Annotated in this window: 18 protein-coding genes, 2 tRNA genes, 3 rRNA genes and 1 other RNA gene; 16 read left to right on the top strand and 8 right to left on the bottom strand. The window is 66.9% G+C overall.

The window, feature by feature from the left end; genetic code table 11:
- The first annotated feature begins 1 nt into the window (after position 1).
- From MD221_RS08330 to MD221_RS08295, 8 genes are all read left to right on the top strand, one after another.
- On the top strand, positions 2–2,212 hold the full coding sequence (locus MD221_RS08330) for a putative bifunctional diguanylate cyclase/phosphodiesterase (protein ID WP_242110245.1): 2,211 nt from the start codon (positions 2–4) through the stop codon (positions 2,210–2,212).
- Between the two features lie 31 nt (positions 2,213–2,243).
- Positions 2,244–2,465, top strand: coding sequence for a TIGR02449 family protein (locus tag MD221_RS08325; protein ID WP_242110238.1), 222 nt, complete (start codon positions 2,244–2,246; stop codon positions 2,463–2,465).
- Positions 2,462–2,764 carry a cell division protein ZapA gene (locus MD221_RS08320; RefSeq protein WP_242110236.1) on the top strand — a complete coding sequence of 101 codons (303 nt, stop codon included), beginning with the start codon at positions 2,462–2,464 and terminating at the stop codon, positions 2,762–2,764. Before MD221_RS08325 ends, MD221_RS08320 begins: the two co-directional genes overlap by 4 nt.
- Positions 2,765–2,905: 141 nt before the next feature.
- Positions 2,906–3,091, top strand: a non-coding RNA gene (gene ssrS, locus MD221_RS08315) — 6S RNA.
- A gap of 198 nt (positions 3,092–3,289) precedes the next feature.
- Positions 3,290–3,889: a 5-formyltetrahydrofolate cyclo-ligase gene (locus MD221_RS08310; protein ID WP_242110234.1), complete on the top strand. Its 600-nt coding sequence runs from the start codon at positions 3,290–3,292 to the stop codon at positions 3,887–3,889.
- Between the two features lie 21 nt (positions 3,890–3,910).
- Complete coding sequence (locus MD221_RS08305; RefSeq protein ID WP_242110215.1) at positions 3,911–4,378, top strand: EVE domain-containing protein; 468 nt, start codon at positions 3,911–3,913, stop codon at positions 4,376–4,378.
- Between the two features lie 67 nt (positions 4,379–4,445).
- Positions 4,446–5,093 carry a ribose-5-phosphate isomerase RpiA gene (gene rpiA, locus MD221_RS08300; RefSeq protein WP_242110213.1) on the top strand — a complete coding sequence of 216 codons (648 nt, stop codon included), beginning with the start codon at positions 4,446–4,448 and terminating at the stop codon, positions 5,091–5,093.
- Between the two features lie 94 nt (positions 5,094–5,187).
- A complete protein-coding gene (locus MD221_RS08295) occupies positions 5,188–6,654 on the top strand; it encodes a DNA polymerase Y family protein (protein ID WP_242110203.1) in 1,467 nt (488 codons plus the stop codon).
- Between the two features lie 113 nt (positions 6,655–6,767).
- Here the strand turns inward: MD221_RS08295 and rrf are convergent.
- The 5 genes from rrf to MD221_RS08270 form a co-directional block, all read right to left on the bottom strand.
- Positions 6,768–6,881: ribosomal RNA gene (gene rrf / locus MD221_RS08290) — 5S ribosomal RNA — on the bottom strand.
- A gap of 125 nt (positions 6,882–7,006) precedes the next feature.
- Positions 7,007–9,869, bottom strand: a 23S ribosomal RNA gene (locus MD221_RS08285).
- Between the two features lie 215 nt (positions 9,870–10,084).
- Positions 10,085–10,161, bottom strand: a tRNA-Ile gene (locus MD221_RS08280).
- A 28-nt stretch (positions 10,162–10,189) separates the two neighbouring features.
- Positions 10,190–10,265: transfer RNA gene (locus tag MD221_RS08275), tRNA-Ala, on the bottom strand.
- Positions 10,266–10,364: 99 nt separating this feature from the next.
- A 16S ribosomal RNA gene (locus MD221_RS08270) occupies positions 10,365–11,909 on the bottom strand.
- Together the 16S, 23S and 5S rRNA genes with 2 tRNA genes alongside form the textbook arrangement of a ribosomal RNA operon.
- Before the next feature lie 868 nt (positions 11,910–12,777).
- Here MD221_RS08270 and MD221_RS08265 point away from each other — a divergent pair.
- Together MD221_RS08265 and MD221_RS08260 are read left to right on the top strand one after the other, a co-directional pair.
- On the top strand, positions 12,778–13,242 hold the full coding sequence (locus MD221_RS08265; RefSeq protein WP_242110187.1) for a DUF192 domain-containing protein: 465 nt from the start codon (positions 12,778–12,780) through the stop codon (positions 13,240–13,242).
- 53 nt (positions 13,243–13,295) lie between these two features.
- The gene (locus MD221_RS08260; RefSeq protein ID WP_242110184.1) at positions 13,296–14,141 is read left to right on the top strand and encodes a SirB1 family protein; all 846 of its coding nucleotides are present in this window, start codon (positions 13,296–13,298) and stop codon (positions 14,139–14,141) included.
- Positions 14,142–14,166: 25 nt separating this feature from the next.
- On the opposite strand, the gene MD221_RS08255 is transcribed toward MD221_RS08260, so the two are convergent.
- A complete protein-coding gene (locus MD221_RS08255; protein ID WP_425602238.1) occupies positions 14,167–14,409 on the bottom strand; it encodes a rubredoxin in 243 nt (80 codons plus the stop codon).
- An 82-nt stretch (positions 14,410–14,491) separates the two neighbouring features.
- Between MD221_RS08255 and thiE the strand changes: the two genes are divergently transcribed.
- The 3 genes from thiE to MD221_RS08240 are packed head-to-tail and all read left to right on the top strand — an operon-like array spanning position 14,492 to position 17,188.
- Positions 14,492–15,151, top strand: coding sequence for a thiamine phosphate synthase (gene thiE / locus MD221_RS08250; protein ID WP_242110668.1), 660 nt, complete (start codon positions 14,492–14,494; stop codon positions 15,149–15,151).
- A gap of 37 nt (positions 15,152–15,188) precedes the next feature.
- Positions 15,189–16,484: a glutamate-1-semialdehyde 2,1-aminomutase gene (gene hemL, locus MD221_RS08245; protein ID WP_242110181.1), complete on the top strand. Its 1,296-nt coding sequence runs from the start codon at positions 15,189–15,191 to the stop codon at positions 16,482–16,484.
- Positions 16,481–17,188: an HAD family hydrolase gene (locus MD221_RS08240; protein ID WP_242110164.1), complete on the top strand. Its 708-nt coding sequence runs from the start codon at positions 16,481–16,483 to the stop codon at positions 17,186–17,188. The genes hemL and MD221_RS08240 overlap by 4 nt, the downstream gene beginning before the upstream one ends.
- Here the strand turns inward: MD221_RS08240 and MD221_RS08235 are convergent.
- A complete protein-coding gene (locus MD221_RS08235) occupies positions 17,185–18,456 on the bottom strand; it encodes an acetylornithine transaminase (protein WP_425602227.1) in 1,272 nt (423 codons plus the stop codon). The genes MD221_RS08240 and MD221_RS08235 overlap by 4 nt on opposite strands.
- A gap of 211 nt (positions 18,457–18,667) precedes the next feature.
- On the opposite strand from MD221_RS08235, the gene MD221_RS08230 reads away from it, so the two are divergent.
- The 3 genes from MD221_RS08230 (at position 18,668) to MD221_RS08220 (ending at position 19,489) form a co-directional block, all read left to right on the top strand.
- Complete coding sequence (locus MD221_RS08230) at positions 18,668–18,886, top strand: hypothetical protein (protein WP_242110158.1); 219 nt, start codon at positions 18,668–18,670, stop codon at positions 18,884–18,886.
- A complete protein-coding gene (locus MD221_RS08225) occupies positions 18,883–19,098 on the top strand; it encodes a hypothetical protein (protein ID WP_242110156.1) in 216 nt (71 codons plus the stop codon). Before MD221_RS08230 ends, MD221_RS08225 begins: the two co-directional genes overlap by 4 nt.
- A gap of 190 nt (positions 19,099–19,288) precedes the next feature.
- Complete coding sequence (locus MD221_RS08220) at positions 19,289–19,489, top strand: hypothetical protein (protein ID WP_242110155.1); 201 nt, start codon at positions 19,289–19,291, stop codon at positions 19,487–19,489.
- 172 nt (positions 19,490–19,661) lie between these two features.
- On the opposite strand, the gene MD221_RS08215 is transcribed toward MD221_RS08220, so the two are convergent.
- Positions 19,662–20,477 carry an SDR family oxidoreductase gene (locus tag MD221_RS08215; protein WP_242110153.1) on the bottom strand — a complete coding sequence of 272 codons (816 nt, stop codon included), beginning with the start codon at positions 20,475–20,477 and terminating at the stop codon, positions 19,662–19,664.
- Between the last annotated feature and the right edge of the window lie 126 nt (positions 20,478–20,603).

Raw genomic sequence — 20,603 nt, 5'->3', positions numbered from 1 at the left:
GATGTTTGCTGTCGATTTGCGCTTTCTTGCCGTGGCGGCGCTGGCGCTGGTCGCGCTGGTCGCCTGGCGCAACCGTGCCGGACGCTCGCGCCTGGCCGCCATGCGCGAACTGGAGGAGCGGCTGAAGCTGGCGCTCTGGGCCAGCGGCGAGTACTACTGGGACTACGACGTGGCGTCCGGCCTGGTGCGCCGGCTGCAGGTGGCCGACCCCGGCAACGGCGATGCCGGGCGGCTGGTGACGTCCACGCTCGACATCGGCGAGGTCGGCTGCGCCGAGGACCGGCCGCTGATCCACGAGCGCATCCGCCGCTACTTCGAGGGCGGCGAGGACACCTACCGCTCCGAGCACCGCGTTCCCGGCGCCGACGGCAAGCTCGCCTGGGTCCGCTCGCGCGGCCGCGCCGTGGCGCGCGATGCCGCCGGCAAGGTCCTGCGCATGGCCGGCACCACCCTGGACATCACCCGCGAACGCGCGGCCGAGGGCGCGCACCGCGTCGCCGCCCAGGTGCTGCGCAGCATGAGCGAGGCGGTGACGGTGATGAACCGCGACTTCGAGTTCGTCTCGGTCAATCCCGCCTTCACCCGCATCACCGGCTACGAGGACAACGAGGTGATCGGCCGCAGCGCCGCGCTGCTGGACAGCCCCCGGCACGACAGCGCGTTCTACCGCCACGTCCGCGACCTGATCACCCGCCACGGCCACTACGCGGGCGAGCTCTGGCAGCGGCGCAAGGACGGCGAGGAATTCCTCTGCGCCTACGAGTTCAACGTGGTGCACGACGGCGGCGGCCAGCCGCAGTACTTCGTCGCCGTGCTCAGCGACATCACCCAGCAAAAGCGCGCCGAGGAGGAACTGCGCTACCTGGCCAACCACGACACGCTGACCGGCCTGCCCAACCGCACCCTGCTCTCGGAGCGGCTGTGGCGCGCGATCCTGCACGCCCAGCACTCGCAGACCCGCATCGCGGTGCTGTTCCTGGACCTGGACCGCTTCAAGGACATCAACGACTCCCTCGGCCATGCCACCGGCGACCGCATCCTGTGCGCGGCGGCGCGGCGGCTGCAGAGCGCGGTGGGCGAGCACCACACCGTCGCGCGCCACGGCGGCGACGAATTCACCGTGGTGCTCGAGAACCTGGCCGCGCATCACGACGCCGACGCCATGGCGCAAGCGGTGCTGGACGCGTTCGAGGCGCCGCTGAGCATCGACAAGCACCTGGAGGTGTCGATCTCGCCCTCCATCGGCGTCAGCCTCTATCCCGACCACGGCGCCTCGCCGGCCAGCCTGCTCAAGCACGCCGATACCGCCATGTACCAGGCCAAGGCCGGCGGCCGCCGCATGTACATGCGCTACGACGAGACGATGGAGGTGGCCTCGCGCCGGCGCGCGGTGCTGTCCGGCGCGCTGCGCAAGGTGCTCGAGCGCAACGAACTGCACCTGGTCTACCAGCCGCGCCTGACGCTGGCGCGGACCCCGCCGGCAGGCACGCCGGTGCCTGCGCGCATCACCGGCGCCGAAGCGCTGCTGCGCTGGAATAGCCGCGAGCACGGCGAAATCGATCCCACCGAGTTCATCCCGCTCGCCGAGGAAAGCGGCCTGATCCGCGAGATCGGCGAATGGGTGCTGCGCGAGGCCTGCACCACCCTGCGGCATTGGCGCCGGCAGGGCGTCGGGGATTTCCGCATGTCGGTCAACGTCTCCGGCCTGCAACTGATGCGCGGCGACTTCCCGCGCGTCGTGCGCGAGATCCTGGCGGAGACCGACGTCCCGGCGGACGCGCTCGAGCTCGAGCTCACCGAATCGGTGCTGATGGCCAGCGCCGAGCAGGCCGCGGCGCGGGTGCAGGCCTTCCGCGAGCTCGGCGTCGCCCTGGCCATCGACGACTTCGGCACCGGCTATTCCTCGCTGGCCTATCTCAAGCGCCTGCCCATCACCACCGTGAAGATCGACAAGGAATTCATCGGCGACCTCGCCCGCAACCCGGACGATGCCGCCATCACCGGCACCATCGTCGCCATGGCGCACTCGCTGGGACTGACCGTGGTCGCCGAGGGCGTGGAGACCGACGCCCAGATGCGATTCCTGCAGCAACGCGGCTGTCATGAGATCCAGGGATTCTGGCTCTCGCCTCCGCTCGGGGCGGGGGATTGCCTGGACTTCGTCCGCCGCTGGACGCCGGCCTGCCCGGGCGGCGGCGGCGCTCTGTCTTGACCGCCCCCCGCCGCCTGCCTATCGTGCCGACATGGAAACCCCGGACGTCCTCGAGCAGTTGCGCGCCCTGGCCGAGCGTTTCGATGCGCTGGCCGAGCGTACCCGGCGCCTGGCCGAGGAGAACCGCAGCCTGCGCCAGCAGCACGAGCAGCTGGCCAGCGAGCGTTCGCAGCTGCTGGCCAAGAACGAGCAGGCGCGCTCGCGCGTCGAGGCGATGATCGCGCGGCTGAAGTCGCTGGAGCAGCACACGTGAGCGCGGCCGGCAGCAGCGAAGTCGTCAGCATCCGCATCCTGGATCGCGAATACACGGTCGGCGTCGAGCCCGGCGAGCAGGACAGCCTGCGCTCGGCGGCCCGCCTGCTGGACAACAGGATGCGCGACGTGCGCGGCGCCAACCGCATGGCCGCGGTGGATCGCGTCGCCGTGCTGGCCGCGCTCAACCTCGCGCACGAGCTGCAGCAGCTGCGCGAGCAGACCGAACGGCGCGAGCACGAACTGGCGCGGACGCTGGGAGAGCTGCAGCGCAAGCTCGACGCGCTGCTGGACGCCTGAACGCACGCCGATCGACGCGGCGCCCGGCGGCCATGCGCCGCGCAGTCCGGCCGCCGACGTTCTGAACCCGGGATTGCTCCGGCGCCTGTGCTACCGACAGACGGATGCCGTGCCGGACCGCCACGCGCTATACTGCGTCCGCGTCCTCTGCCGTGATCGACGGCGTGCGCAAACATTCGCCTTGTCCCTTAATGACGACCACGGGGGCGCAGCGGAAACCGGGTGTGCATGTCCGCCTTCGAGCGGAAAGCCCGATGGAGTCCAAGCGTTCCCACTTGAACCTCGGGTTCAAGGTCGTTTCGCACGCATCGGCATGGCGGAGGACGTATCTTTTCTGTCGCGCGGCGAATCGTTCCGCGGCCTTTCCGCAAAGATTTGTCTGCGCAGGCGATGCCGCGCGGACGGGCGCGACTCCCCGGAGCATGGAATCCCGGAGCATGCGCTCCGGAGCGCGGGCGTGCCCGCCTGGACCGCGCTTCTCTAGAATAGGCGCCTCGAATTACGTCTGCCTGGAATCGCGCGCGCATGCCGGAACGTTCCGCCACCAGCGACCCTCGCCTCGCCCTGCGTCGCGAGCTGCGCGCGCGTCGGCGCGCGATCCCCGCCGCCGAGCGCATCGCCGCCGCCGAACGCCTTGCCGACCGCCTGCTCGCCCTGTCCGGACTGCCCGCGCACGGCCCCGTCGCCGGCTATTGGGCCGTCGATGGCGAGATCGGCCTGCATGCCTGGCAATTGCGGCTCCCGGCCGCCTGCACCTACTGCCTGCCCGTCCTGCGCGAGGACGGCCGCCTGCGCTTCGCGCCCTGGCGCCCGGGCGCGCCCCTGCTGGCCAACCGCCACGGCATTCCCGAACCGGATGTCGCCGACGACGCCCTGCTCGAGCCCGAGGCGATGGCGCTGGTAGTCGCGCCGCTGGTGGCCTTCGACGCGCGCCGCCACCGGTTGGGCATGGGCGCCGGCTGGTACGATCGCAGCTTCGCGTTCCGGCACGAGCGCGCGGCGCCGCCCGCGCTGGTCGGGGCCGCCTTCGCCATGCAGCAGGTCGACGCGCTCGACGCCGCCGCCTGGGACGTGCCGCTGGACGCGGTCTGCACCGAACTCGACACCTTCTCCGCCACCGACTGACCCGCCACCGACCGAGCCCGCATGAGCACGCGCAAACGCTACTGGCTGATGAAGACCGAACCCGATGCGTTCTCCATCGACGACCTGAAGCGCGTGGGCACCGAGCCGTGGACCGGCGTGCGCAACTACCAGGCGCGCAACTTCATGCGGCAGATGCAGGTCGGCGACGGCGTGCTCTTCTACCATTCCAGCTGCGAGGTGCCCGGCATCGTCGGCGTGGCCAAGGTCGCCTGCGCCGCCTACCCGGACCCCACCCAGTTCGACGCCAAGTCCGACTACTTCGATCCCAAGAGCACGCCGGAAGAGCCGCGCTGGCAGATGGTCGACGTGAGCTTCGAGCGCAAGTTCAAGCGCGTGCTGCCGCTGGAGGAGATCAAGCGGCACTCGGCCGAACTGGGCGAGGAGTTCGCGCTGATCCGCCGCGGCAGCCGCCTCTCGGTGCTGCCGGTGACCGCGGCGCAGTGGAAGCTGCTGCTGTCGCTGGAGTGACGGCGTCCACCGCGCGCGGCCGCGTTCGCCGCAATCCCCGCATTCCCCTTACCGCGAACCCCTGACCATGTCCGAAGCCAAGCGCCTGGCCGGCGAGAAAGCCATCGATTTCGTCGAGGACGACAGCATCGTCGGCGTCGGCACCGGCTCCACCGTCGCCTATTTCATCGATGCCCTCGCCCGCATCAAGCACCGCATCCGCGGCGCGGTCTCCAGTTCCGAGCAAAGCACCGAACGGCTGCGCGGCCACGGCATCGAGGTCATCGACCTCAACCATGCCGGACCGCTGACGCTGTACGTCGACGGCGCCGACGAGTGCGATCCGCACAAGCGCCTGATCAAGGGCGGCGGCGCCGCGCTCACGCGCGAGAAGATCATCGCCGAGGCCAGCGCGAAGTTCGTCTGCATCGTCGATCCGAGCAAGCGGGTCGACGTGCTGGGCCGGTTTCCGCTGCCAATCGAAGTGATCCCGATGGCGCGCAGCCTGGCCGCGCGCGAGATCCTCGCCGCCACCGGCGGCCAGCCGGTCTGGCGCGAGGGCGTGGTCACCGACAACGGCAACTGGGTGCTCGACGTCCACGGCCTGTCCATCGTCGATCCGGTCGCGCTGGAGCGCGAGTTGAACCAGATCCCGGGCGTGGTCAGCGTCGGCCTGTTCGCACGCCGTCCGGCCGATGTGGTGATCGTCGGCGGCGAGCCGCCGACCGTGCTCTGACGGCTCCGCAACCCATTGATTCAATTGATTCTCATGGGATAAGACGCCGGCGCGCGATACTGGTCGCCGATGCGTTGCCGGCGGTTTGCGCGCCATGACCCTGCGTTGCCTGTTCGTCGATTTCGATTCCTTCTTCGCCTCCGTCGAGCAGCACGACGATCCCGCGCTGCGCGGGCGGCCGGTCGCCGTCGTCCCGGTCGCGGCCGAGACTACCTGCTGCCTGGCGGCCAGCGCGCAGGCCAAGCGCCATGGCGTGAAAACCGGAACCGGCGTGCGCGAGGCCAGGGAACGATGTCCCGACATCGTCTTCGTGCTGGCGCGCCCGGCGCGCTACATCGAGATGCACCAGCGCTTCATGCAGGCGATCGAGGATTGCATCCACCACGAGGAGGCGGCCTCGATCGACGAGGTGCCCTGCCTGCTGATGGGCCGCGAACGCCAGCGCGAGAATGCCGTCGCCATCGCCGGACGCATCAAGCGGCGCCTGGTCGAGCTGGAGATCAGCCCGGCGATGACCTGCTCCATCGGCATCGCGCCCAACCGCTTCCTGGCCAAGACCGCCTCGGACATGAACAAGCCCGACGGCCTGACCGTGATCGAGCAGCGCGATCTGCCGCATGCGCTGCATCCGCTCGCGCTGCGCGATTTCTGCGGCATCGGCCCGTCGATGGAGGCGCGCCTGCTCGCCGCCGGCATCCGCAGCAGCGAGGCGCTTTGCGCCGCCGGCCGCGAACAGCTGCGTCGGGCCTGGGGCAGCGTCGAGGGCGAACGCTTCTGGTACCTGCTGCGCGGCTTCGACCTGCCCGAGCGCGCCAGGACGCGCGGCTCGATCGGACATTCCCACGTGCTGGGCCCGGAACTGCGCAGTTTCGAGGGTGCGCGCGCCGTGCTCTTCAAGCTGCTGGCCAAGGCGGCCATGCGCCTGCGGCGCGGAAACTTCCATGCCACCGGCATGGCGATCCGCATCCGCTTCGTCGGCATGGAGCGACGCTTCGAGCCAGACCTGCAATTCGCGCCGATCGACGACACCCGGACCCTGCTCGCCCTGCTCGGCGAGCAGCTGGAACGGCTGCGCGCCGCGATGGCCCGCGGGCGCTGGAATCCCGCGCGCCATCCGCCGCTGTCGGTGGCGGTGACGCTCACCGGGCTGCAGGAAACCGGCCAGGCCTCGGGCGAGCTGATCGGCGAACGCGGTCGCGCGAAGGCGATGAGCTCGGTGCTCGATCGCGTCAACGGTCGCTACGGCAACAACGCCCTGTACTTCGCCGCCATGCAGCAGGCCCTGGCGCACGGCGCGGCGCCGATGCGCATTCCCTTCTCGACGATCCCTGACGTCTCCCTGGAGGAGGACGTGGCCGCGACGCGACGCGCGTCCTCCGAACCGGGCGATGCCGGCGAACTCTGGCGGCTGCGCGAGCGCCAGTTCAAGGTGCTGGCCGAGAACACGCACCGGCAGACGCGCGAGCGCGGCGCCAGGCACGCGCCTTCCGGCGCCGGCGGCCGCAACGGCAAGCCGAAGCGCCGCGAACCGCCGGTTCCGACGAGCGCCGACCTGTTCTGAGCGGCGCGCAGGCGCCTGCCCGGGCGGCGGCCGCGGTTGTACCGCGCCGCGGCATTTTCGAGCCGCAAAAAGAGAAACCCCGCAGCCGAGGCTGCAGGGTTTCGGGGTAAAGACCCTGGCGATGACCTACTCTCGCATGCTAAGTGCACACTACCATCGGCGCGTGAGCGTTTCACTTCCGAGTTCGGAATGGGATCGGGTGGTTCCACACAGCTATTGTCACCAGGGAGAGGGTGGAGGGTCGCGGCCGTGCCGACAGGCACTTTCGCGCTCACGCTCTCAAAGGGTGGGATGTAGCGGTTGCGATGAACATTATCGACGCGTCGTCGAGTCCAAGGCCACTTGAGGTTATATGGTCAAGCCACACGGATCATTAGTACAGGTTAGCTCAATGCATTGCTGCACTTACACACCCTGCCTATCAACCACCTAGTCTTGATGGTTCCTTTAGGGGACTTGTGTCCCGGGAGATCTCATCTTGAGGCGCGCTTCCCGCTTAGATGCTTTCAGCGGTTATCGCTTCCGAACATAGCTACCCGGCAGTGCCACTGGCGTGACAACCGGAACACCAGAGGTTCGTCCACTCCGGTCCTCTCGTACTAGGAGCAGCCCCTCTCAAATCTCCAACGCCCATGGCAGATAGGGACCGAACTGTCTCACGACGTTCTGAACCCAGCTCGCGTACCACTTTAAATGGCGAACAGCCATACCCTTGGGACCGACTACAGCCCCAGGATGTGATGAGCCGACATCGAGGTGCCAAACACCGCCGTCGATATGAACTCTTGGGCGGTATCAGCCTGTTATCCCCGGAGTACCTTTTATCCGTTGAGCGATGGCCCTTCCATACAGAACCACCGGATCACTAAGTCCTACTTTCGTACCTGCTTGATCCGTCGATCTTGCAGTCAAGCACGCTTATGCCTTTGCACACAGTGCGCGATGTCCGACCGCGCTGAGCGTACCTTCGAGCTCCTCCGTTACTCTTTGGGAGGAGACCGCCCCAGTCAAACTACCCACCATACATGGTCCCCGATCCGGATTACGGATCCAGGTTAGAACGTCAAGCACATCAGGGTGGTATTTCAAGGATGGCTCCACCTCAGCTAGCGCCAAGGTTTCATAGCCTCCCACCTATCCTACACAGACGAACTCAACGTTCAATGTAAAGCTATAGTAAAGGTTCACGGGGTCTTTCCGTCTTGCCACGGGAACGCTGCATCTTCACAGCGATTTCAATTTCACTGAGTCTCGGGTGGAGACAGCGCCGCTGTCGTTACGCCATTCGTGCAGGTCGGAACTTACCCGACAAGGAATTTCGCTACCTTAGGACCGTTATAGTTACGGCCGCCGTTTACTGGGGCTTCGATCAAGAGCTTCGCCTTGCGGCTGACCCCATCAATTAACCTTCCAGCACCGGGCAGGCGTCACACCCTATACGTCCACTTTCGTGTTTGCAGAGTGCTGTGTTTTTGATAAACAGTCGCAGCGGCCTGGTCACTTCGGCCCCTCTCAGCTATTAACCAAAAGGGGCGCACCTTCTCCCGAAGTTACGGTGCTATTTTGCCTAGTTCCTTCACCCGAGTTCTCTCAAGCGCCTGAGAATTCTCATCCTACCCACCTGTGTCGGTTTACGGTACGGTCTGCGTAAGCTGAAGCTTAGGAGCTTTTCCTGGAAGCGTGATATCAGCAGCCTAGTCCTAATGGACCGGTCCTTAGTCTCAACGTTGCGCCCCCGGATTTGCCAAAGGGCACCGCCTCAACTCTCTCACCAGGACAACCAACGCCTGGCCTGCCTAACCTTCTCCGTCCCTCCATCGCACTTACGCGAGGTGCTGGAATATTAACCAGCTTCCCATCGACTACGCATTTCTGCCTCGCCTTAGGGGCCGACTCACCCTGCGTCGATTAACGTTGCGCAAGGAAACCTTGGGCTTTCGGCGTGCGGGCTTTTCACCCGCATTATCGTTACTCATGTCAGCATTCGCACTTCCGATACCTCCACGGGACTTCTCAATCCCGCTTCGCAGGCCTACGGAACGCTCCTCTACCGCGCATACAAAGTATGCACCCCAAGCTTCGGTTTATCGCTTAGCCCCGTTAAATCTTCCGCGCAGACCGACTCGACCAGTGAGCTATTACGCTTTCTTTAAAGGGTGGCTGCTTCTAAGCCAACCTCCTGGCTGTCTGTGCCTTTCCACATCGTTCACCACTTAGCGATAAATTTGGGACCTTAGCTGTGGGTCTGGGTTGTTTCCCTTTTCACGACGAACGTTAGCACCCGCCGTGTGTCTCCCGCGCAGTCTGTCTTGGTATTCGGAGTTTGCCATGGTTTGGTAAGTCGCAATGACCCCCTAGCCATAACAGTGCTCTACCCCCAAGAAGATTCACGCGAGGCGCTACCTAAATAGCTTTCGAGGAGAACCAGCTATCTCCGGGTTCGATTAGCTTTTCACTCCTAATCACACCTCATCCCCTACCTTTGCAACGGGAGTGGGTTCGGGCCTCCAGTACCTGTTACGGTACCTTCACCCTGGGCATGACTAGATCACCCGGTTTCGGGTCTACTGCCCGCGACTATGCGCCCTTATCAGACTCGGTTTCCCTTCGCCTCCCCTATACGGTTAAGCTCGCCACGAACAGTAAGTCGCTGACCCATTATACAAAAGGTACGCAGTCACCCCGAAGGGCTCCTACTGCTTGTACGCACACGGTTTCAGGGTCTATTTCACTCCCCTCTCCGGGGTTCTTTTCGCCTTTCCCTCACGGTACTGGTTCACTATCGGTCGGTCAGGAGTATTTAGCCTTGGAGGATGGTCCCCCCATGTTCAGACAGGGTTTCTCGTGCCCCGCCCTACTCAATTTCATCGATATGGCCCTTTCGCATAAAGGGCTGTCACCTACTATGGCCGGCCTTTCCAGACCGTTTTGCTAAAACCACATCGACTTTTGGGCTGCTCCCCGTTCGCTCGTCGCTACTGAGGGAATCTCGGTTGATTTCTTTTCCTCCGGGTACTTAGATATTTCAGTTCCCCGGGTTTGCCTCCAATACCTATGTATTCAGTATTAGATACTCCTTGCGGAGTGGGTTTCCCCATTCGGACATTGCCGGATCAAAGCTTGTTGCCAGCTCCCCGACACTTTTCGCAGGCTGCCACGTCCTTCATCGCCTCTGACCGCCAAGGCATCCACCGTGTGCGCTTATTCGCTTGACCATATAACCCCAAGTCGCCTCGGGATTAGTCGTCGCGAATATCAACGACATTTCAAATGTTAGGGATCTCGAGGATCCCCGCCTTAGCCTCTACGACACGTCTGTAATGATGTCTCATCTCAAACGCGCTACATCCCAATTTTCAAAGAACACGACATCGGCTTCAGCGCCGCGTCGATTCAAATCTTTATGTGTGTGCGAAGGCATCCAGAGAGATGGTGGGTCTGGGAGGACTCGAACCACCGGCCTCACCCTTATCAGGGGTGCGCTCTAACCACCTGAGCTACAGACCCGTTGTCTCTATCGTCACCAGGTCGAGCTTGGTGGAGCCAGTCGGGATCGAACCGACGACCCCCTGCTTGCAAAGCAGGTGCTCTCCCAGCTGAGCTATGGCCCCAATAAAGGGACGATCCTACGGCGTTGATTCGCCGTAGAACTCTGGATGCAGGTCACTTGTGCGGACGCCTGACAGGCAATCATCCTGTCTTTTGTCTCTAAAGGAGGTGATCCAGCCGCACCTTCCGATACGGCTACCTTGTTACGACTTCACCCCAGTCATCGGCCACACCGTGGCAAGCGCCCCCCTTGCGGTTAAGCTACCTGCTTCTGGTGCAACAAACTCCCATGGTGTGACGGGCGGTGTGTACAAGGCCCGGGAACGTATTCACCGCAGCAATGCTGATCTGCGATTACTAGCGATTCCGACTTCACGGAGTCGAGTTGCAGACTCCGATCCGGACTGAGAGAAGGTTTCTGGGATTGGCTTACCCTCGCGGGTTTGCAGCCCTCTGTCCTTCCCATTGTAGTACGTGTGTAGCCCTGGCCGTAAGGGCCATGATGACTTGACGTCATCCCCACCTTCCTCCGGTTTGTCACCGGCGGTCTCCTTAGAGTTCCCACCATTACGTGCTGGCAACTAAGGACAAGGGTTGCGCTCGTTGCGGGACTTAACCCAACATCTCACGACACGAGCTGACGACAGCCATGCAGCACCTGTGTCACGGTTCCCGAAGGCACCAATCCATCTCTGGAAAGTTCCGTGCATGTCAAGGCCAGGTAAGGTTCTTCGCGTTGCATCGAATTAAACCACATACTCCACCGCTTGTGCGGGCCCCCGTCAATTCCTTTGAGTTTCAGTCTTGCGACCGTACTCCCCAGGCGGCGAACTTAACGCGTTAGCTTCGATACTGAGAGCCTAGTTGCTCCCAACATCCAGTTCGCATCGTTTAGGGCGTGGACTACCAGGGTATCTAATCCTGTTTGCTCCCCACGCTTTCGTGCCTCAGTGTCAGTGCTGGTCCAGATGGCCGCCTTCGCCACAGATGTTCCTCCCGATCTCTACGCATTTCACTGCTACACCGGGAATTCCGCCATCCTCTACCGCACTCTAGCCCGCCAGTATCCAATGCAATTCCCAGGTTGAGCCCAGGGCTTTCACATCAGACTTAACGAACCACCTACGCACGCTTTACGCCCAGTAATTCCGAGTAACGCTTGCACCCTTCGTATTACCGCGGCTGCTGGCACGAAGTTAGCCGGTGCTTATTCTTTGGGTACCGTCATTCCCACCGGGTATTAACCGGCAGGTTTTCTTTCCCAACAAAAGGGCTTTACAACCCGAAGGCCTTCTTCACCCACGCGGCATGGCTGGATCAGGCTTGCGCCCATTGTCCAATATTCCCCACTGCTGCCTCCCGTAGGAGTCTGGACCGTGTCTCAGTTCCAGTGTGGCTGATCATCCTCTCAGACCAGCTACGGATCGTCGCCTTGGTGGGCCTTTACCCCGCCAACTAGCTAATCCGACATCGGCTCATCCAATCGCGCGAAGCCTTGCGGTCCTCCGCTTTCACCCGTAGGTCGTATGCGGTATTAGCGTAAGTTTCCCTACGTTATCCCCCACGACAAGGTAGATTCCGATGTATTCCTCACCCGTCCGCCACTCGCCACCCAAGGAGCAAGCTCCTCTGTGCTGCCGTTCGACTTGCATGTGTTAGGCCTGCCGCCAGCGTTCACTCTGAGCCAGGATCAAACTCTTCACTTAAGTTTTTCGACAACCCGAAGGTCATCTAATGCTTTGAGTGCAGTCGTCGTTCCCGAGCTCCAAATTACTCACTCGCATTTGCATGCTTTTGAATTGACTTGTTGCTCTGTTACGAACGTCTGCAAGATGGACAGTCATCCACCCGCCAGACGCCCGCACAAGTCACCTGCGCACACTGTCAAAGATCCTTGGAACCGGCCTCAGCGCCTTGTTCCGTCCTCGTCATCAAAGTGCCCGAGGGAGCCGCACATCATACAGCGTTTTTCGTGGACGTCAACACCTTCGAGAAGGTTTTTTTGGCGCCCCCCGAACCGTTTCCGATGCGGGTCCCTCGTCGAGGGGGGCGCATTGTGCACGGCACAAACGGTTTTGGGAAGGGGGTGAGGGCCCGCGAGCGAGAAGACGCCCACAAGGCGTCTTCTGCGGGCCCGAACCCCCGGCCACGAATGGCCGGGTCGGACGTTCCGAATCCCTTTTTTTCCGCCGCGGATGGCAGCCGGGCGACGAAAAACGCCTGAAATAAAGCACTTCCGCACCATGACCGGGCCAGCAGCAGCCGCTTTTCCCCGCCATAGAGCCCGATCGGCGGACGCGAGCACGGCCATTTCGCCCCGCAGAGCCTCGCACGCGCCGACAAGGCTTCCGGGAGGCATATGCCGGGCGACGCAAGCGCCAGGCCGGCGCCAGGCATGAATACAGGGCAACGCATTCGCCCGGGCCGAACCGCCGCCTCCCCTTCCCGGAGCGTCGGAGCGGGACGGAATTGCCGAAATGCGCGCGATCCGCCCCCGGCCGCCGCCGCGACGCCCGCACCTTGACGCCACCGGCGACTCGCGGGAATGTCGCGCCTTCCCCACGGAGCCTGCGCATGCGCCCGATTTCCTGCCTGTTCCCGATTCTCCTGGCCCTGTCCGCGTCCGCCTGCGCCAACGGCACCTGGGTGGAGCTCGCCGGCCAGCGCTACCGGGTGGAAGTGGCCGACGACGACGCCGAGCGCCAGCGCGGCCTGATGTTCCGCGACGAGATGGCGCAGGACCACGGCATGCTGTTCGTGCACGAGGACGAGGAGCCGCTGGCGTACTGGATGAAGAACACCAAGATTCCGCTCGACATCCTCTACTTCGACCACGCGCGCAAACTGGTCGCGCAGCAGCGCGATGTCCCGCCGTGCACGGCGGGAGACCGTTGTCCTTCGTATCCGAGCCAGACGCCGGAAGGCGAGATCGTGTCCGCGCGCTTCGTGCTGGAGCTCAATGCCGGACAGGCGGCGCGCATGAACCTGAAAGACGGCGCCGAACTGCGCTTCGGGCCGGGCATACACGATGCGCCTTGAATGCCGCGCGCGCAAGACTTGCGCGCGATGACGCCTGCGCGCAGGCTTGCCGCATGCGCGCTCGGCTCCCCCTCCCGGACTGGAACTCGCTCTCGCGGCTCGACGACGCCTCGCTGCCGCTGCTGGGCACCGCGCTGCTGATCGCGCGCGACGAGTATCCCGACCTCGACGCCGATCTCTACGACACGCTGCTGCAGGGCCATGCCGCGGCGCTGCAGGAAGAGGTCGACGGCATCGAGCACTGGGCGCTGAAGATGCAGACGATCAACCGGCACCTGTTCGAGGAGCTCGGCTACGCCGGCAACCACGACGAGTACTACGATCCGCGCAACAGCTATCTGAACCAGGTGTTCGAGCGCCGCCTCGGCAATCCGATCTCGCTGGCGATGGTGCAGATGGAGGTCGCGCGCCGGCTCGGCGTGCCGCTGGACGGCGTGTCGTTTCCCGGGCACTTCCTGGTGCGGCTGCCGATCGACGACGGCGTGCTGGTGATGGACCCGTTCAACCGCGGGCGTCCGCTCGACGTCGACGAGCTGCGCCAGCGCGCGCGCCCGCACCTGGGCGGCGGGTCGATCGACGACGAGGCGCTGTCGCAGATCCTGCATCCGGCCTCGCACCGCAGCATCCTGATGCGCGTGCTGCGCAACCTGCACGGCGTCTACCGCAACGTCGAGGACTGGGAACGCGCCACGCGCTGCGCCGACCGCCTGCTGCGGCTCTCGCCCAACGACGCCGAGGCGCTGCGCGACCGCGGCCTGGGCTATCTGCACCTGGACTACCGCCAGGGCGCGCGCGAGGACCTCTCGCGCTACCTGCAGCTCAATCCGCGCGCGGAAGACGCGCCGAGCCTGCGCGAACGCCTGATCGAAGTCAGCGTGGGCCGCCCGCGCACGCACTGAGGCGCGCCAGGCCGGCGAGCCGCATTCAGAGTTGCATCATCTCGAAATCGTCCTTGGTCACGCCGCAGTCCGGGCAGGTCCAGGTCTCCGGCACGTCTTCCCAGCGCGTCCCCGGCGCGATGCCCTCCTCCGGCAGCCCGTTCGCTTCGTCGTAGATGAAGCCGCAGACGACGCACATCCAGGTGCGATAGGCGGTGGCGGTCTCGTTCATTGGATAATGGGGATCCGGGGGCGGTGCGTTTCGAGGAGGCGCATTGTCCCACCCCACGTCCGCGCAGGAAACCACGAGGATGAACGATCCGCGGCAGCAGGCCGCCGCTCCCGCCGATGCGGCGCCGGCCGGCGCCTCCATGCCCCGCCCCTGGGCGACGGCGCATCCGTCGGGCTTGTACCTGATCACGCCGGACGAACCCGATACCGCGCGCCTGCTGCAGCGCGTGCGCGCCGTGCTCGGCTTCGCGACCTGGCTGCAGTACCGCAACAAGCACGCCGACCCGGCCCTGCGCCACGCGCAGGCGAGCGCCCTGCTGGCGCCCTGCCGCGCCGCGGGCGTGCCGCTGATCGTCAACGACGACTGGCGGCTGGCGCAGGCGATCGGCGCCGACGGCGCGCACCTGGGCGAGGACGACGGCGACCTGCGCGCGGCGCGGCACGCGCTGGGCGAGACCGCGATCCTCGGCGCTTCCTGTTACGACGATCCCGCCCGCGCGCAAATCGCGGTGGACGCGGGCGCCAGCTACGTGGCCTTCGGCGCCTTCTTCCCGACCCGCAGCAAGTCCGGCACGCGCCGGGCGCGCCCGGAACTGCTGCGCGAGGCCGCGCGCCTGCGCCGCCCGCGGGTGGCGATCGGCGGGATCACGCCCGACAATGCCGGGACACTGATCGCCGCCGGCGCCGACCTGGTGGCGGTGATCAGCGGCGTCTTCGACGCCGCCGACCCGGTCGCGGCCGCGCGCGCCTACCGCGCCTGCTTCCAAATCAGTTCGCCTCCCTCGCTTCCGCCCGGCTGAGCCGAACCGCCGCGCCCCTCCCCCGCACAGGATCTCCATGGACACCTCGCGTTCCCAAGCCCTCTTCGCGCAAGCCCAAACCCTGCTCCCCGGCGGTGTCAATTCGCCGGTGCGCGCCTTCAAGTCGGTGGGCGGCACGCCGTTCTTCGTGCGGCGCGCCGAAGGACCGTACCTGTTCGACGTCGACGGCAACCGCTACATCGACTACGTGGGCTCGTGGGGACCGATGATCGTCGGCCACAACCATCCGGCGGTGCTGGAGGCGGTGCTGCGCACCGCGCGCGACGGACTGAGCTTCGGCACGCCCAATCCGCTGGAGGTGACCATGGCCGAGACCATCGCGCGCCTGGTGCCCGGCTGCGAGATGGTGCGCATGGTCAATTCCGGCACCGAGGCGACGCTGTCGGCGATCCGCCTGGCGCGCGGCGCCACCGGGCGCTCGCGCATCGTCAAGTTCGAGGGCTGCTACCACGGCCACGGCGACTCGTTCCTGGTCAAGGCCGGCAGCGGCGCGCTCACCTTTGGCGTGCCCACCTCGCCCGGCGTGCCCAAGGCGCTGGCCGATCTCACCCTGACCCTGCCCTACAACGATTTCGACGCCGCCACGGCGCTGTTCGACGAGACCGGCGACGACATCGCCGGGCTGATCGTGGAGCCGGTGGTCGGCAACGCCAACTGCCTGCCGCCGCGCGAAGGCTACCTGCAGCATCTGCGCGAGCTGTGCACGCGCCACGGCGCGCTGCTGATCTTCGACGAGGTGATGACCGGTTTCCGCGTCGCGCTCGGCGGCGCGCAGGCGCGCTACGGCGTGAGGCCGGACCTGAGCACCTTCGGCAAGGTGATCGGCGGCGGCATGCCGGTCGGTGCCTACGGCGGCCGGCGCGAGTTGATGGAGCAGATCGCGCCGGCCGGGCCGATCTACCAGGCCGGCACGCTCAGCGGCAATCCGGTGGCGATGGCCGCGGGCCTGGCCATGCTGGAGCTGGTGCAGGCGCCGGACTTCTATCCCGCGCTGGAGCGCAGCACGAACGCGCTGTGCGACGGCCTGGAGGCGGCCGCGCGCGCGGCCGGGGTGCCGTTCACCACGCAGCGGGTGGGCGGCATGTTCGGCCTGTTCTTCAGCGCCGAAACCGTGGACACCTACGCGCAGGCGGTGGCCTGCGACACCGCGGCCTTCAACCGCTTCTTCCACGCCATGCTCGAGCGCGGCGTGTACCTGGCGCCCTCGGCCTTCGAGGCGGGCTTCACCTCCAGCGCCCACGATCCAACGGCGATCGAGGCGACGCTGGCCGCCGCCGGCGAGGCGTTCGTCGTGGCGGGGGGCGCGCGATGACGCCGCCCGACGACCTGCACGGCATGGTGCAAGCCCGCGGCGGCGCCGCCGACGCGTCCGCGCGGCAGGCCGGGTGCCGGCCGTATTCGCTGGTGCTGTTCGACCTGGACGAGGTGCTGGTCGACTACGACCACCACGCGCGCCTGGACCTGCTGGCCGCGCGCAGCGGCACCAGCCGCGAGCAGGTCTATGCGGCGCTGTTCCAGTCCGGCCTGGAGCACGATTCCGACATGGGCCGCTGGCAGCCGCAGGCATACGCCGACGAGCTCGCGCGCCGCCTCGGCGCGCCGGTGACGCTGGCCGACTGCGTGGATGCGCGCGCCGCCAGCATGCGCATCCGTCCCAGGATGCTGGCGCTCGCGGAGCGCGTGGCGCAGCGCACGCGCATCGGCATCCTCACCAACAACGGGCTGTACATGCGCGACACCTTGCCGCGCATCTGCCCGGCGCTGTTCCCGCTGTTCGAGGGCAAGGTGCGCTACGCCGCGCAGTTCCGCCTGCTCAAGCCCGACCCGCAGGTGTACCTGCGCTGCCTGCCCACGCTCGACGCGCCGCCGGCGGGCACGCTGTTCATCGACGACAAGCCGGAGAACGTGGAGGGCGCGATCGCGGCCGGCCTGGACGCGGTGCAGTTCACCGACGCCGCGGCGCTGGCCGAGGCGCTGCTCGAGCGCGGCCTCATCGACCGCGAAGCCGGCGCCTAGCCCGCGACGAATGCCCGCAGGGCCTCGCGCAGGCGCGCCAGGCCATCGGCGATGTCGGCATCGCCGATGTTCAGCGCCGGCACGAAGCGCAGCACGTCCGGCCCGGCCTGAAGCAGCAGCAGGCCGCTGGCGGCGGCGTGATCGAGCGCCTGGCCGGCGCGGCCGGCATATTCGGGCCGCAGCACCGCGCCCAGCATCAGGCCGCGGCCGCGCACGCCGGAGAACACCGACAGCTCGCCGTCGATGGCCGCCAGGCCTTCGCGCAGCGCCTGCGACTGCCGCGCCACGTTGGCGGCGATCTCGGGGGAGGCGAGCTTGCGCAGCGCCACCCGCGCCACCGCCGCGGCGAGCGGATTGCCGCCGAAGGTGGTGCCGTGCGCGCCGTACTGCATCGCCTCGGCGACCTTGTCGCCGGCGAGCAGGGCGCCGATCGGGAACCCGCCGCCCAGGGCCTTGGCGAGGGTGACGATGTCCGGCGCGACCTCGTCCTGCCAGTGCGCGAACAGCGTGCCGGTGCGGCCCATGCCGCACTGGATCTCGTCGAGCACCAGCAGGGCGTCGTGGCGGTCGCACAGCGCGCGGACCGTCCGCAGGAAGCCGGGCGCGGCGGGCATCACCCCGCCCTCGCCCTGCACCGGCTCGACCAGCACCGCGGCGACGTCGCCCCCGGCCATCGCCGCTTCGAGCTGCGTCGCGTCGTTGAAATCGACGTAGCGGAATCCGCCGGGCAGCGGCTCGTAGCCTTCCTGGTACTTGGGCTGCGCCGTGGCCGTCACCGCGGCCAGGGTGCGGCCGTGGAAGCTGCCGCGGAAGCTCACGATCACGCGCCGCTCCGGCGCGCGGCCCTGCGCGGCGGCCCGCTTGCGCACCAGCTTGATCGCCGCCTCGTTGGCCTCGGCGCCGGAATTGCACAGGAAGACGCGGCTGGCGAAGCGCGAGGCCGCCACCAGCTCCTCGGCCAGGCGCAGCGGCGGTTCGCTGTAGAACACGTTGCTGGTGTGCCACAGCTTGCCGGCCTGCTCGGTCAGCGCCGCCAGCAGGTCCGGATCGCCGTGGCCCAGGCCGCAGACGGCGATGCCGGCGGAGAAATCCACGTACTCGCGCCCGTCGCCGTCCCACACCCACGCGCCCTGTCCCCGCGCGAGGATGATCTCGCGCGGCCGGTAGACGGGCAGATAGAACTGTCGGCCCAGGGCGAGGAGGTCGGCGGTGTGGTTGGCGGTCACGGCGGCGGGTCCAGGAGGATGCGGCGATTGTAGCGGCCACATAACGCAATCTTCATCGCAAACAGTGCCGCACCGCGCATTTGGTGCGATGCCGCTTGACCCTGCGGCGAAGCGGTCGATAGGTTCGTCGCGCGTGCGCCGCGGCGCGCGCTTCGCATTGCCCACGCGCACCGAACGGATCCGGGTGCGGCGCCATCGGCAGATTCGGGACGGATCCACCGTCAACAAGACCGTTTCCCACAAGGAGGCTGCGATGAAACGTTCCCTGTCCTACCTGCGCAACGGCGCCCTCGCGGCGGCCGTCCTGGGCTGCCTGGCCTTCGGGGCCGGCCAGGCCCTGGCCACCGCCGACCGCGCCGGCTCCGACATGCGGCCGGTGTGCCCGAGCACGAACTGCCGCGCCGAATGCGGCCCGGCCGGCGGCGAGCGGATGAGCGTCGGCGGGCGCTGCCTGTGCTGCGCCGTGCCATGACCGGCCGGCTCGCACGATTGCGCCACGGCGCCCTGGCCCTCGCCGTACTCGGCGGCCTCGCCTTCGGCGCAGGACAGGCGCTGGCCACCGCCGAGGGCGCGCGACCGGCCAAGGCGGCCTGCAACGACAAGCGCTGCCGCATCGCCTGCGAGCAGCTCGGCTATCACGACGGCGGCATTCCGGGCAGCCAGGGGCGTTGCTTCTGTTGCTGAGCCCGCTTCCGCCGCCGAGCCGTTCCACCTGCGGATCTCGTTTCCGGCGGCGGGCGCGTCCCGCCGTCCGGAAGCGGACCGATGGCCCGGACGCCATCCTCGACGCGACGCATCCACGACCGGACCCTCGTGCGATGCGCGCCCACCCGCGGTCGCGACGACCGCTGCATCCAACAGGAGAGGCTCCATCATGAAACAGCATCTTTCCCGCCTGCGCGGCGGCATCCTGACCCTGGTCGTGCTGGGCTGCCTGGGCTTCGGCGCCAGCCAGGCCCTGGCCACCACCGACACCGGCACGCGCGCGCCCAAGCCCGCCTGCTCGCAGTGCCGCGCCGAGTGCCCGGAGTTCGGCGGCCAGTACATCAGCGGCAGGTGCTACTGCTGCGGGTGAGAAACCGCGCGCTTAGCGGACGCCCTCAAGGCGTCTGCTGCGGTTTCGAACGCCCGGCCATGGATGGCCGGGCCGGACGCTCCGAAGCCACGATGTCCCGTCAGGGACGGCAACAGGCATCGCATCGAAGTGAAGCGACGGCGCGCGAGACGTTCGCGCCCCCCGTCCTGACTCAAGCCAGAAACAGATCCGGCAGCAACTGCCCCTGCGGATCCACCGCATACCCCGACAGGTCCGTCACCCCCGCCTCCGCCAGCACCTCGTCGTCGATCAGGAAGCGCCCGTGGAACCCGGCCGCCTCGCGCGTGAGCACCGCGTGCGCGGCATCGCCCATGATCTCCGGCTTGCGGCCGTTGCCCGCGCTGACGCCGGGAATCATGTTCAGCGCATCGGTGGCGATCAGCGTGCGCGGCCACAGCGCGTTCACCGCCACGCCCTGCGGGCCGAATTCGCCCGCCAGGCCCAGGGTGACGAAGCTCATTCCCATCTTGGCCAGGGTGTAGCCGGTATGCGGCGCCCACCATTTCGGGTCGAGCGAGGGCGGCGGGCACAGCGTGAGGATATGCGGGTTGGCCGCCTTGAGCAGATGCGGCAGGCAGGCCTGGGCGCAGAGGAAGCTGCCGCGCGCGTTGACCTGCTGCATCAGGTCGAAGCGCTTCATCGGCGTGTCGAGCGCGCCGCGCAGCCAGATGGCGCTGGCGTTGTTGACCAGGATGTCGATGCCGCCGAAGGCGTCGACGGCGGCGGCCACGGCGGCGTGCACCTGGTCCTCCTCGCGGATGTCGCATTTCAGCGCCAGGCCGCGCCCGCCCGCGGCGGTCACGGCGTCGGCGGCGGAGTGGATGGTGCCCGGCAGCTTGGGATTGGGAACGTCGGACTTCGCGGCGATCACGACATTGGCGCCGTCGCGCGCGGCGCGCAGCGCGATGGCCAGGCCGATGCCGCGCGAGGCGCCGGTGATGAACAGGGTCTTGTTGGCGAGGGACATGGCAGGGGTCCGTGGGGAACCACGGAAGCGTACCCGTTTTGCGCGCCCTTTCCGCCGCGACGCGCGCCTCGGCGCGATGGGCCGCGGCCGCGGAGCCCGGTTCGGCAACCGTCCCGAGGCCCTCCA

Source organism: Luteimonas aquatica (genome assembly GCF_022662575.1).
GTDB classification, from domain to species: Bacteria; Pseudomonadota; Gammaproteobacteria; order Xanthomonadales; family Xanthomonadaceae; genus Luteimonas; species Luteimonas aquatica.
Note: the sequence above shows the minus strand (reverse complement) of the source record. Positions and strands in the feature narration are given on the sequence as shown.

Coding starts and splice junctions, on each gene's coding strand:
- MD221_RS08295 (WP_242110203.1), top strand. CDS start 5,188: ATGACCCTGCGTTGCCTGTTCGTCGATTTCGATTCCTTCTTCGCCTCC.
- MD221_RS08310 (WP_242110234.1), top strand. CDS start 3,290: ATGCCGGAACGTTCCGCCACCAGCGACCCTCGCCTCGCCCTGCGTCGC.
- MD221_RS08240 (WP_242110164.1), top strand. CDS start 16,481: ATGACGCCGCCCGACGACCTGCACGGCATGGTGCAAGCCCGCGGCGGC.
- MD221_RS08230 (WP_242110158.1), top strand. CDS start 18,668: ATGAAACGTTCCCTGTCCTACCTGCGCAACGGCGCCCTCGCGGCGGCC.
- MD221_RS08305 (WP_242110215.1), top strand. CDS start 3,911: ATGAGCACGCGCAAACGCTACTGGCTGATGAAGACCGAACCCGATGCG.
- rpiA (WP_242110213.1), top strand. CDS start 4,446: ATGTCCGAAGCCAAGCGCCTGGCCGGCGAGAAAGCCATCGATTTCGTC.
- thiE (WP_242110668.1), top strand. CDS start 14,492: ATGCCCCGCCCCTGGGCGACGGCGCATCCGTCGGGCTTGTACCTGATC.
- MD221_RS08225 (WP_242110156.1), top strand. CDS start 18,883: ATGACCGGCCGGCTCGCACGATTGCGCCACGGCGCCCTGGCCCTCGCC.
- MD221_RS08325 (WP_242110238.1), top strand. CDS start 2,244: ATGGAAACCCCGGACGTCCTCGAGCAGTTGCGCGCCCTGGCCGAGCGT.
- MD221_RS08235 (WP_425602227.1), bottom strand. CDS start 18,456: ATGTGGCCGCTACAATCGCCGCATCCTCCTGGACCCGCCGCCGTGACC.
- MD221_RS08265 (WP_242110187.1), top strand. CDS start 12,778: ATGCGCCCGATTTCCTGCCTGTTCCCGATTCTCCTGGCCCTGTCCGCG.
- MD221_RS08220 (WP_242110155.1), top strand. CDS start 19,289: ATGAAACAGCATCTTTCCCGCCTGCGCGGCGGCATCCTGACCCTGGTC.
- MD221_RS08330 (WP_242110245.1), top strand. CDS start 2: ATGTTTGCTGTCGATTTGCGCTTTCTTGCCGTGGCGGCGCTGGCGCTG.
- hemL (WP_242110181.1), top strand. CDS start 15,189: ATGGACACCTCGCGTTCCCAAGCCCTCTTCGCGCAAGCCCAAACCCTG.
- MD221_RS08260 (WP_242110184.1), top strand. CDS start 13,296: ATGCGCGCTCGGCTCCCCCTCCCGGACTGGAACTCGCTCTCGCGGCTC.
- MD221_RS08215 (WP_242110153.1), bottom strand. CDS start 20,477: ATGTCCCTCGCCAACAAGACCCTGTTCATCACCGGCGCCTCGCGCGGC.